The following is a 12,569-nucleotide window of genomic DNA, read 5'->3' as shown; positions in this document are numbered from 1 at the left end:
CATCATGAGCCAAACCGAAAACGAAATTACGCAAACTACGGCAACCGTAAAGCATAAACCCCCATTCAATGTACTGGTATGGATTATTCCTGCCCTAGCTTTACTCACGGGCGCATGGCTACTCATACAACATCTTCGCCATACAGGACCAGAAATTACCTTGTATATCAATGATGCTGATGGGATTGCAATCAACTCTACAGAAATTAAAGTATTAAATGTTACGGTAGGCAAAGTCACATCAATCAGCATCAGTCCGGATGAAAAAGGTGTACAAATCAAAGCCAAAATGAATGCCGATGTCAAAAATATGCTGCGTAAAGATACACAATTCTGGATAGTCAAACCACGCATCGACCAAAGCGGCATCACCGGCCTGAACACGCTGGTATCCGGTTCCTATATTGCCTTTACGCCTGGGCACAGCAAAGAAAAAGCTGAAACGTTTACCGTAGCAGATTTACCACCTGTTAGCGCCATTTCTCAGAGCGGAATCCGTCTGCGCCTGAAGGGTCACAGTGACAAACTGCTTACCCCCGGCAGCCCTGTTTTATATGGTGATATCAGTGCCGGCCAGATAGAAAAGGCCTATTTTGATCCCAAAGACAACAACGTTCACTACCAAATATATATCAACAGCCCTTACGACAGCCTTATTGGTGATAAAGTCAAATTTTGGCTCCAAACCGGTGTTCAGGTTACCGCATCTGGCGGCGGCGTCCATATCGACTCAGCACCATTACCTGCTCTTTTATCCGGAGCCATCGTATTTAAAACTATGTTTGAAGGCAAAGGTACACCTGTAGGCAATAATACAGAATTTACTCTATACAACAGCGAACGAGAACTAGACAACCTGCCTACCAAACGCGCCCAATATTACGTTGTTTTCTTCCAGCAATCCGTACGTGGCTTAAGTGTCGGGGCTCCTGTAGAGTATCAAGGTATTAATATTGGTTCCGTTGCCGACGTACCCTATTTTGCACTCAATGACAGCCATAAACTCTTTCAGCATGGCTGGGTACCCGTCCGGCTGCGTATCGAACCCGGGCGCATGGAAATTAATGCCAGTAAACAAGATGACAAAATCTGGCAGCAGCAAATTCAGCAGGCCCTTAATCACGGTCTTTCTGCCTCGCTAGAAAAAGACAACTTAATCACCGGTAATCAATACATCAGCCTCACACAGGCTCAACCGGGAGAAACGCTGCTCAAACCGCTCACACACTATCAGGGTTACACCGTTATCGGCAGCAATCGAACCGGATTAGATATGATTCAGAACCAACTTTCTGCCTTACTGACAAAACTCAATAACCTACCGATAGAACATTCCATGAAACAGCTGGACAGCACACTAGCACAGCTAAAAACCACACTAGCCACCGCAGACAAACTGCTGGCACAGAATAAAACCCAGCAACTACCAGCAGAGCTTACCGCCACCTTGAAAGAATTACGCACCACTCTGCAAGGTGTTTCCAGCACATCCCCACTTTATGGTGATATTCAGCAAACCCTGAAAAGTATAGATACAACTCTTAAAGAAGCACAGCCAACCTTGAAAACCCTCAGACAGCAACCAAACGCCCTTATATTCAACCGTCGCGGCCATGATCCTGAACCTAAAGGAGCCAGATAATGAAAATCATACTATCACTTGTCTGCACTGCTGCTCTGACCCTCACCGCGTGTGCTGGCACACCAGTGACCTATTATCAACTACCAGGCAGCAATTATCAGCTGCCCACCACAAGCCAGCGAATACCGGTACAGATAAAAGTTGTTCTGTCAGAACGACTCAATCAAGGTAATCTAGTGTACCAAGATAGTCCAACCACCCTTCAATTTGCCCAGACACATTTATGGGCAGACGACTTGAGCAACGAAATCAAACTGGTTCTGGCTAATGAACTAAACAAAAAAAGCGTGCGATATTGGTTTACACCAGAAAACAAAACCAAAGCCACACTCACCGTATACATCCAATCTTTTCAGGGTAGCTATGATGGCTATATAAACATCAATGGTTACAGCAGCTGGCAGGGAGCAACTGAAAACAACAAAAATTTCAATATCCATATTCCGCAGCAAGGTAATGGCTACAGCAACATGGTTAATGCACTAGCACAGGGACTATCTAACGTAGCACAAACCATCGCCCCTGCTGACTAAACTTATTTTCTCTTATCATCCGTACAAATTCGGCCAGTAAAACTATTGTTTAACTGGCCGAAATGCTAAATCGATTGTTTAAAAACATTAACTACACTAATTCATATTATCTATAACTTCCGTTAGAGCAAACCACAGAATGTCAACCGAGGGTATAACTGAAAAATTAAATTAAAAAATTCCTGCGAAAGAAAATCAGTCTATTTAAAGCATCAAACAATTTCATCGCCAGACAAGAAGAAAGATTTATAATAAAACACTTATTTCTTTTGAAAAAAAGCCATGAAACCTTTTATCGTTTCACAGATAGCCTGCTTCTTACTTTGTGCCTGTAGCATAGGAGTGCCTTCCAACGTCGCCATAGGTATAGGCGGAGGTAATCATAATTTCGGACTAGGCACCTCAATATATTTTCCTATTAAAACCAAACCAATACCTGCAGAACCGCCTGCCATAGCAGGTACCGAAAAAAGCAGCCCTCCTACTGCCACTCCATCTGCTTCAAACAAGAAACAACCAGCAAGATAGCCTGTTTGGCAATACTGGCATTAAACTTAACAATCAATAAAACATAAACAAAATACCAAAGAGATAGATACCGCAATCTCAAAAAACACTTCCAAATCATGTAAATTCATAACAACATCAATACCTATGCCACAAAAACAAAATAGCTTTTAGACAAATTATGCCTAAACCGTATAAACCGTGCTAAACTCAACAGCAACTTAAATTAATTACTCAAAAATCAGAGTAAAACCTATGGCTGGCAATACTTTCGGGCAAATTTTTACTGTTACCACCTTTGGTGAAAGCCATGGTGCCGCACTTGGTTGCGTGATAGATGGGTGTCCGCCTGGAATGAACCTAAGTGAATTTGATATTCAGCAAGATCTAGACAGACGCAAACCGGGCACTAGCCGCCATGTCACTCAGCGTCGTGAAGAAGATACTGTCGAAATACTTTCTGGTATATTTGAGGGCAAAACCACTGGTACACCAATCGGATTATTAATCAGAAACACCGATCAGCGTAGTAAAGATTATGGCGCAATTGCCCAAAGCTTTCGCCCCGGACATGCTGACTACACTTACTGGCACAAATACGGTATTCGCGATTTTCGTGGTGGTGGGCGTAGCTCGGCTCGCGAAACTGCCGCTCGAGTCGCGGCTGGTGCCATTGCCAAAAAATGGCTACGCGAACATTATCAAACTGAAATCGTTGCCTATGTTACCCAAATTGGCGAAAAAAAAATACCATTCGAAAACGAAAGTTTTATAAACAACAATCCCTTTTTCGCTGCCAATCAGAGCCAGATTGAAGAACTGGAACAATACATGGACAGCATCCGCAAAGCCTGCGACTCTATCGGAGCTAAACTGCATGTTACTGCCCGTAATGTTCCAGTAGGTTTAGGTGAACCCGTATTTGATCGACTGGATGCTGATATAGCCCATGCCATGATGAGCATCAACGCTGTAAAAGGTGTCGAAATCGGAGCCGGATTTGAAAGTATTTGCCAAAAAGGCAGCGAACATGGAGACGAACTGACACCCGAAGGCTTTCTATCCAACAATGCTGGCGGTATACTGGGCGGAATTAGCAGTGGCCAAGATATTCACATTAATCTAGCCATCAAGCCTACCAGCAGCATCGCCACACCGCGACACTCTATCGACATTCATGGTCAACCAGTTATACTCGCCACCCATGGTCGCCATGATCCGTGTGTAGGTTTACGCGCCGCGCCGATTGCAGAAGCTATGCTTGCACTGGTATTGATAGATCATGCGTTACGCCATCGAGCCCAGAATGCAGATATACAGGTAAATACACCAAATATTGCCCATCATAACCAATAGCCCACCAATATCTAGATGTAATTTTTATAGCCATCCATACATGTAATGAACTGAATCATCAACTGATTAATTCCAATTACTAAAGTGGCCGTAAACAACAAGGAAGTAACTATATGAGTCAAGAAACCGCTTTGGGTGCAGCCCTTAAATCAGCTGTACAAACCATGAGCAAGAAAAAACAAACTGATATGATTGCCGAACATATCTACCGTAAGTACGACGTATTCAAACATTTCAAACCATTGGCAATTGGTATTGATCAGGACTTAATCACAGCACTGCCACAATATGACCCAGCATTGATTGCGCGTGTACTAGCTAATCACTGTCGCCGGCCACGTTATATCAAATCTTTGGCACGCGGCGGTAAACGATTTGACCTGAATAACCGCTTCAAAGGTGAAGTTTCACCAGAAGAACAAGCCATTGCTAAGCAACATCCCTCGATGCAAACCACCAAACCAGTTGCAGAAAATACTTCAATCACTGAAAAAGAAGTTCTAGAACCTGGCCAAAGTATCGATAGCGAACAAACACAAAACTAGTACTACATATTTAACACGAGCTTCATGCTCGTGTTTTCATATTATGCTCTTCGATAGCCACTGCCACCTTAACCATAGCCCACTTATTGAGAACCTGACTCAAGTGTTGCAGCTGGCTGCCGAAAAAAACATCAGCCACTTCCTCGTGCCAGCAACCAATCCAGACGACTGGATAACCTCCCTTAATTTGGCAGAATCTCAACCTTACATATACGCAGCAATCGGCATTCATCCATGGTATTTAGACAGCTTTAGCGATACTGCAATCGACAATCTGGAAAAATTGCTGCTTCAGCATTCACAAGCCTTAATTGGCGAAATCGGACTTGATTATGTCCATGCTGAAAATATAAATGATAAAAACCAACAAATTAACTGTTTCGAAGCCCAATTACAATTGGCCAAAACAACTCAGCGACCAACAATCATTCATCATGTACATGCTACAGCTGACTGTTTGCGCAGCATTAAACGCTGTGGTTTTACTAATGGAGGTATTGCACATGCTTTTTCTGGAAGCATAGAAGAAGCGCAGGCATGGATTAAACAGGGTTTTCTAATTGGTGCCGGTTCTTTGCTTTTGCGCCCACAGGCTAAAAAAATACGCCAAATCGCCACATTGCTTCCTTTACAGCATCTGGTCATCGAAACAGATGCACCCTATATGTCCCCTAACCCTCAACACAGCAACAGTCCTGAGCATTTACTTCAGATAGCTAAAATCATAGCCAACTTGCGTAACATGCATTGGCAGGATATCGCCACTATCACCACTCAAAATATGTTTAAATTATTAAATATAAATTAAACTTTTATTTACAAAGATAATGTATTTAATCACTCATCTGGTACAGCCAGATCTTACTTAAATGCAATGAATTATAATTTCCAAACATGCTACACCCCGATTCCTCTGTAATTTTATGGATTTATCATTCAAATAAAGAACCCGCAGATAAACTAAATCATTTAAAAATAAACAAGGGGGAAATCTCCCCCTTGATTAACTAAAATACTCAGATTAAAAATTGACTTGTGCACTGATATTATAGCGGCGTCCATCCAAAGTACGGCCATAATCTTGCTGATCAACTCTTTTATCAAAAATATTATAAATCCCACCACTCAGAATCAAATCTTTCCGAGGTTTATATACCAGACCAGTATCCACAAAACCATAAGAAGGCTTACCAATCGCCATAGAAGTACGTGATAAATAATCTGAAGTACGACTGCGGAAATTCCAGCGCGCCCAACTAGAAAATTTTGTATTCGCATTCCAATTCAGCGTGGTATTGAACATATGTTTCGGCATCTCATTTAGCGGTTTACCACTAAACTGCCCACTTTTTTGCTCACTCCGAGTAAAAGTATAATTGGCAGACCAATCTACTTTAGGCGTAACTTTCCAGCCAAAAGTTGCCTCAATACCGCGCAAGAGCGCCTTATCCACATTTTCACGCTGACTTATGAAATCAAAATACTCATTTCGCCATGAGCAAGCATTTGAACCAGCCTTGCCCTGACAAGTACGTACTTCTGTTATTTTATTTTTAAATTTAGTGTGATAAGCAGTCACCCCGCCGGACAAATTACGGTTATTATCCCAATTAAAACTGATTTCAAAATTATCTGATTTTTCTGGTTTCAATTTAGAATTACCCACAATCATCCCATTAGAATAACCACCACCAGTTGCCTGTCCCCAGCCATCTGACGCAGCGCGTAACGCCGGCGCCTTGTAGCCACGGGAATATCCTCCTTTAATCGTCCATTTTTCATTCGGCGTCCATACCCCATACAACTTCGGTGTTAACTCCGAACCATAATTTTCATCATGATCAAGACGTGCCGCACCAGTTAAAGCAAAAGTTGGCACAATACGCCACTCATCCTGTCCAAAAACTGCCCAGGAATCACGCTCTAGTTTTGTTAGCCTTCGTCCATTAATAATCAACTGATTACCGGAATCATTAAGCTGCTCTCGCTGCCATCTGCCACCAATACTTAGCGTATGCCGATGCAAGCGAAACTGAGTTTGCGTATTGAAAATAGTATTTTTTTCATGCATATCACGAGATGGGTTATCATTTTCCTCTCGCTGAACATATGATTGAGTATCAATATTTTCATAATATCCACGATGAGTGACACTATATTGATTACGGTCATACAGCGTATAGTCATCAGTTGGTTTAGCTCCGCGTCGCGGAGTCGGATCGATCGTTTTACCGACCTTACCATTACGATTCTGCAGACTGCGGCTGACTTCAAAATCAACCGTGTTACTATCATCAGGCGTCCAAGACAGCACAAAATCACCATTGCGCATACGCTGTTCTTTATAGCCACCAATAAACTTATCCTCATCCCGATGAGAATATCCTGCATTGGCTCGAATACCCAGACGCTCTTTAATCAGAGGACCGGAAACATACACACTACTTTGCAATATATTGCCACTATTGCTGTGCTGCTGAATCGTACCATCTGCTTTCACCGATCCTGTCCAGTCAGCAGCCGTTTTTTTCGTAATAATATTAATTACACCACCCATCGCATCAGAGCCATATAAAGCCGAAGCCGGTCCCCGAATCACTTCTATTCTCTGAATTGCAGATATGGGCGGCATCCACCCCTGTTCAATCCCCGGCCCATCAGAATTCGGGCGCACACCACGCGAATTTACACGCTTACCATCTATCAGCAACATCGTATACGCGCCTGACATACCCCTGATACTAATGTCCTTAGTACTGCCGCCACCGGTTATCACCACACCCGGAACATCTTGCAAAGCATCAGTCACATCATGGTACTCTTTAGTTTCCAGCTCCTTAGCATTAATTACTGTAATTGAAGCTGCAGCATTTTTTGCCTGTTGCTTAAAACCAGATGCAGTCACCACTACATCAGCCAAATCCGCCTCCGCGGCATATAATGGAGAAACCAAAGTAGGCAGAAGCGCCAGCGAAAAAGAATGATGGACGAGTTTGCGCATACAAAAATAGACTCCTGAAAATGATCACGCCAAAAAAAAACGCTTAAACTAAAGCGTTACATTTACATAATGATAATAATAATCATTATGTAATTTAACATAAATAAACAATAAAAGCATTAAATTTATTGACAAATCATCAATCAGAGCTACAACAAAGAAAGCAAGAATGACTATTTCAGCCTTAATGAGCGCAATCAGAAAGGCAGCCCAGCCCAGAAGATTCGATATTTTTATTTAAAACAAATCAGTTTTATTTATCTAAATGAGAATAAATAAAAAATCCCTGAATAAATCAGGGATTTTTCAAAAATGGCGGAGAGTAAGGGATTCGAACCCTTGATACAGGTTTTGCCCGTATACTCCCTTAGCAGGGGAGCGCCTTCGACCACTCGGCCAACTCTCCGTAGAGAAGTGCGAACTATACCCAATCGATGCTTTACTGTCAAACAATATTCACGGCAAAACAGCCAGAAATATTAGAACAATTTCTAACACACTAACAGTAAAAGATATTTTCTTTTCGAAAAAATCTATCATTAGCTTCATAATTTTATTACATAAAGCAAATACCTCCATAACATAGACAATTCCAGCAAAGCATCCATATCAAGCTAAAACTATCCCATTACAAATAGCAAAAACAGTATATTGTATTAACATAGCTACACGCTTAAAGGGTCAAAATTTGCTGCACTATACAAAAAAATGCTTTCCAAATTTCAGCCTGTCTTATCCAAGTGTAAATTACCCTGTTCTCATACCAAGGCTTCGGTATAATACCAAGCTTAATTACCTTAACCTGCTAATCATTGACAGGCCTGTTGTTTGTACAATTTATCGCACAACAATACAAAAATTTAAAAAATCTGGAGACTTGCATGAGTGCAATCATTGACATCTTTGCGCGTGAAATACTCGATTCACGTGGTAACCCAACAGTTGAATGTGATGTTTTACTAGAATCAGGCGTAATGGGCAGAGCCGCAGTACCGTCTGGTGCTTCAACCGGCGAAAAAGAAGCATTGGAACTGCGTGACGGAGACAAACAGCGTTATCTTGGTAAAGGGGTATTACACGCTGTAGAAAATGTTAATAATGAGATTGCACAAGCATTAATTGGCATCGATGCCAGCGAACAAAGCTACATTGATCAGATTATGATTGATTTGGATGGTACCGAAAATAAGGGTCGTCTTGGAGCCAATGCTACTCTCGCCGTATCACTGGCAGTCGCCCGCGCCGCTGCAGAAGATGCTGGTTTACCTTTATACAGATACATCGGTGGAGCCGGACCCATGTCTATGCCCGTGCCCATGATGAATGTTATTAATGGAGGTGCACATGCCAACAACAGTTTGGATATTCAAGAATTCATGATTATGCCGGTAGGTGCAGAATCTTTCCGTCAAGCTCTGCGATGCGGTGCAGAAGTTTTCCACCAGCTGAAAAAATTATGCAACGACAAAGGAATGTCTACTTGCGTTGGTGATGAAGGCGGCTTCGCACCCGATCTGTCCAGCCATGAAGAAGCAATCAAGCTGATACTGTCTGCAGTAGAAGCCGCAGGCTATGAACCCGGCAAAGACATCGTTCTGGCTTTGGATTGTGCATCTAGTGAATTCTATAAAGATGGACATTACCATTTAACAGCAGAAGGACTGAACCTGACCAGTGCGCAATTTGCAGATTATCTTACAGAACTGGTGAACAAATATCCGATTGTCTCAATCGAAGATGGTATGAGTGAACACGATTGGGATGGCTGGAAATTATTAACAGAGCGATTAGGCAAAAAAGTACAGTTGGTAGGCGATGATTTATTTGTCACCAATCCCGCCATTTTAAGCGAAGGCATTGCTCAGGGACTAGCTAATTCATTACTCGTTAAAGTTAACCAGATTGGTACCTTATCAGAAACACTAAAAGCTGTAGATCTGGCGAAACGTTCAGGCTATACCAGTGTAATGAGCCATCGTTCAGGTGAAACTGAAGACAGCACAATTGCTGATTTAGCCGTGGGTACGAACTGCATGCAAATTAAAACTGGTTCCCTGTCACGCTCCGATCGAATCGCCAAATATAATCAATTGCTGCGAATTGAAGAAGAACTAGGTAGCGCTGCTTATTATCCAGGTAAAAAAGCCTTTTATCAGCTGGGCTAAAACGGATGTAGGCTAAACTGATAGGCAAATAAGATGAAGTGGGTAACCTGGGTACTGTTATTGGCACTGGCCAGTTTGCAATACGACCTGTGGATGGGACATGGCGGCTGGCAAGACATGTGGAAACTGGAAAAAAGTGTTGTTGCGCAAAATTCCAGTAATGAAGCATTGATACAACGCAATCGTGCCCTCACTGCTGAAGTTAAAGATCTTGCTGATGGAAAAGATGCAATCAACGAAATGGCTCGCGATAAACTGGGATATATACAAGAAGGCGAAGTATTTTACCGCTTTGTACCCTCTGGAACACTCACAACCATAACTGATACATCAGCCACCATACCCACAAGGTGACATACCAATAATTACCCAGATAAACAGCTTTCATTAATGAAAGCTGTTTTTATTAACAGATATGATATGTCATTTAATTTGTATCAAATCTAAATTTCATATTACCAAATTCAGTTGTATACCTACGACAGCTACAGGCCATTTCAGGTCGATATTAAAGCATAAAGCAGTAATATAGATAGCCAGTATATTTAACCATCAGTATGATGATATAGATCACAGGCGCACGTTACACATAAGTAGGAAATAAAAAGGCAGATAAATGATATCTATTCAGAAAACAAGTTACGGTCTCAAAGTTGTATTACATAACGACTTTACACTTAAAGACTTCAATCAACTGGAAGAAGCATTATTATCAGCCATTAATCAAAAACAACAGCCTGATTTATTGCTGGATTTGAGCCAAATGAAAGACTTTACCATCGATATGGCTCTAGAACATCTACGATTTTTACGCCAACATGCACATGACTTCGGCCGTACCGCTATCATTGTTGAAGACATATGGATTCGGCTTGGTGCACGTTTTGCCAACCTATTGACATTACAACACCCAAAATACTTTAGTGAAATCGAACCAGCACAAAGATGGCTAGAGCAGAATGCTCAAACCACAACTGTTATTGGTAACAATCATTAAATACATCAATTTAAATTGATATATTCTACTTTTACCAAATAAACCTATTCCAAAAATAATAAAATTTTTAGCATAATTAATCACAATAGGTTTATCCAATTAGAAATGGTCTGAGCAAGTACTTCCGGTTGCTCCAAGGGAATCATATGCCCGCTATTGTTAATGACCTTAAGGCTGGCCTGTGGTATAAATTCCTGCAACTCTTGTGCCTCATTCAAAGAGCGCATCTGATCCTGTGCTGCAGCAATAACCAGAGTTGGACAAGAAATTTTCTGGTCAGTTGGCGTTGCCCGATTGAGCAGCGACTGTCGTTTTAAAACCTCAAATCCCAAACGTGCACTCATACCACGAATACGAGCAATTAAATCCATATTATTCTGATTATCCGGACGCAAAGTCTGCATAATGGCTTTGTTTCCTAATCCTCGAAAATGTAAATGTTGCTGAATCTCTAATGTATTCAGCTTAGCCGTATGCTGTTCAGGAGTATCTTCACGTAATGACGATGCGATTAACACCAGAGCGGCAACCCGTTGCGGATATCTTGCAGCTAAAGCCCTTGCAACAAATCCACCCAGAGAAAAACCGATCAGTACAAACCGTTTCGGTGCAAAAGCAGCTATATTCTCCGCCATAGTTTCAATATTTTCACCCTTGGACAAGGAAGCACAGCATACAGATTGAGAAACAGGTAAACAAGATTTCATCTCATCCCATAATGTTTCATCCAGCATAAAGCCGGGAATACATACCCAGGGTAAAAAGCCTTGGTCGGACATTTTATAATTCACCATCAAAAAAAATTATTTTTACAAATTAAATATCAGCTTAATTTCTACTCTGCCCACTAACAAATCAAAACAGGTTTTTTGTATTCTGCACATAAATAAAAAAACAGTAGGCTTTATATATCAGTATTCTATATCAACTCAAGCTAAAGCATTTAAAGCAAAAACAGCGCGCCATTTTTCAAGATAACAATCATCAATTGTTTCTATTTCTCTAGCAAGCAGAAATACCTTCACAAATACTCACTTTAGTAAGTAATTAGTATTTTCAACCAACGCTATCATCAATCACTGCGCCCTACACATGCAAAAAATTTCTCAACCACATCCTCTGAATAATAAACATTATGCCTTCCTGCATAAATACAATACATATAAATATATCCGTAACTTAAACCTCAACATTCACAGCAAAATTGACTTGACGCAGCACATATCGCAAAATTAAACATTCATTAACACTATTAATTGATTGAGAGGAAATCATGACCCAAAATTTTATTTTAACCAGTTCCGAATTTAAAAATGGCGATACCGTTGATTCCTCCTATCAAAGTGACCGAGATAATCAGTCGCCAGCATTAGCATGGCAGAATGCACCGGCCGGAACCAAAAGTTTTGCAATTCAATGTCATGATCCGGATGCACCAACTGGAGGTGCAGGCTGGTGGCACTGGATGGCAGTCAATCTTCCTAAAGACGTAACCGAATTACAACGTAATGCCGGAGCAGCAGATGGGCAAAATCTTCCCTTAGGTGCACAGCAACTACGTAATGACACAGGAACCCTAGGTTATTCAGGATTCTACCCACCGGAAGGCACTCCGCCCCATCGTTATATTTTTACCATTTATGCTTTAGATACCAATAAAATTGATTTGCCGACGGATGTAACAACCAGCCATGCAGGTTTTATAATCAACAGCCATGCTATTGCTCAAGCTTCGATTACTATTTACTACGGTCGATAATTAATTCAATAATATTAATTTATCACCAAATATAAAAAAGGTTGGCCTTCAAAGACCAACCTTT

Annotated in this window: 12 protein-coding genes and 1 tRNA gene; 10 read left to right on the top strand and 3 right to left on the bottom strand. The window is 41.3% G+C overall.

From position 1 onward, the window contains the following. Nucleotides 1-4 precede the first annotated feature (4 nt). From pqiB to J3U64_RS07205, 6 genes are all read left to right on the top strand, one after another. A complete protein-coding gene (pqiB, locus tag J3U64_RS07230; RefSeq protein ID WP_267408768.1) occupies nt 5-1,642 on the top strand; it encodes an intermembrane transport protein PqiB in 1,638 nt (545 codons plus the stop codon). Beyond that, nucleotides 1,642-2,175 carry a PqiC family protein gene (locus tag J3U64_RS07225; protein ID WP_267408767.1) on the top strand — a complete coding sequence of 178 codons (534 nt, stop codon included), beginning with the start codon at nt 1,642-1,644 and terminating at the stop codon, nt 2,173-2,175. The genes pqiB and J3U64_RS07225 overlap by 1 nt, the downstream gene beginning before the upstream one ends. Before the next feature lie 282 nt (nt 2,176-2,457). Next, nucleotides 2,458-2,703, top strand: coding sequence for a hypothetical protein (locus tag J3U64_RS07220; protein ID WP_267403264.1), 246 nt, complete (start codon nt 2,458-2,460; stop codon nt 2,701-2,703). A gap of 234 nt (nt 2,704-2,937) precedes the next feature. Then, nucleotides 2,938-4,038, top strand: coding sequence for a chorismate synthase (gene aroC, locus J3U64_RS07215; RefSeq protein WP_267408766.1), 1,101 nt, complete (start codon nt 2,938-2,940; stop codon nt 4,036-4,038). A 113-nt stretch (nt 4,039-4,151) separates the two neighbouring features. Then, entirely contained in the window at nt 4,152-4,583 is a 432-nt protein-coding gene (locus J3U64_RS07210; protein WP_267408765.1) for a ProQ/FINO family protein, read from the top strand. A 43-nt stretch (nt 4,584-4,626) separates the two neighbouring features. After that, nucleotides 4,627-5,391 (top strand): TatD family hydrolase, encoded by a 765-nt coding sequence (locus J3U64_RS07205; protein WP_267408764.1) that lies wholly within the window; start codon nt 4,627-4,629, stop codon nt 5,389-5,391. A gap of 213 nt (nt 5,392-5,604) precedes the next feature. Here J3U64_RS07205 and J3U64_RS07200 read toward each other — a convergent pair whose 3' ends face one another. Together J3U64_RS07200 and J3U64_RS07195 are read right to left on the bottom strand one after the other, a co-directional pair. Next, nucleotides 5,605-7,584 carry a ligand-gated channel protein gene (locus J3U64_RS07200; protein WP_267408763.1) on the bottom strand — a complete coding sequence of 660 codons (1,980 nt, stop codon included), beginning with the start codon at nt 7,582-7,584 and terminating at the stop codon, nt 5,605-5,607. A 313-nt stretch (nt 7,585-7,897) separates the two neighbouring features. Further along, nucleotides 7,898-7,990 (bottom strand) — tRNA-Ser (locus J3U64_RS07195). Nucleotides 7,991-8,465: 475 nt separating this feature from the next. On the opposite strand from J3U64_RS07195, the gene eno reads away from it, so the two are divergent. The 3 genes from eno (at nt 8,466) to J3U64_RS07180 (ending at nt 10,746) form a co-directional block, all read left to right on the top strand. After that, nucleotides 8,466-9,749: a phosphopyruvate hydratase gene (eno, locus tag J3U64_RS07190; protein WP_267408762.1), complete on the top strand. Its 1,284-nt coding sequence runs from the start codon at nt 8,466-8,468 to the stop codon at nt 9,747-9,749. 33 nt (nt 9,750-9,782) lie between these two features. After that, nucleotides 9,783-10,103 carry a cell division protein FtsB gene (ftsB, locus tag J3U64_RS07185; RefSeq protein WP_267391102.1) on the top strand — a complete coding sequence of 107 codons (321 nt, stop codon included), beginning with the start codon at nt 9,783-9,785 and terminating at the stop codon, nt 10,101-10,103. A 262-nt stretch (nt 10,104-10,365) separates the two neighbouring features. Next, the gene (locus J3U64_RS07180) at nt 10,366-10,746 is read left to right on the top strand and encodes an STAS/SEC14 domain-containing protein (RefSeq protein WP_267408761.1); all 381 of its coding nucleotides are present in this window, start codon (nt 10,366-10,368) and stop codon (nt 10,744-10,746) included. An 80-nt stretch (nt 10,747-10,826) separates the two neighbouring features. On the opposite strand, the gene J3U64_RS07175 is transcribed toward J3U64_RS07180, so the two are convergent. Then, nucleotides 10,827-11,525 (bottom strand): alpha/beta fold hydrolase, encoded by a 699-nt coding sequence (locus J3U64_RS07175; RefSeq protein ID WP_267408760.1) that lies wholly within the window; start codon nt 11,523-11,525, stop codon nt 10,827-10,829. Nucleotides 11,526-12,019: 494 nt separating this feature from the next. Here J3U64_RS07175 and J3U64_RS07170 point away from each other — a divergent pair, with 494 nt between their 5' ends. Then, entirely contained in the window at nt 12,020-12,505 is a 486-nt protein-coding gene (locus J3U64_RS07170; protein WP_267391099.1) for a YbhB/YbcL family Raf kinase inhibitor-like protein, read from the top strand. Nucleotides 12,506-12,569: the final 64 nt, after the last annotated feature.

The organism is Snodgrassella sp. B3800 (assembly GCF_026535865.1).
GTDB lineage: Bacteria > Pseudomonadota > Gammaproteobacteria > Burkholderiales > Neisseriaceae > Snodgrassella > Snodgrassella alvi_E.
This window is presented reverse-complemented; position numbering and strand designations above follow the sequence as displayed.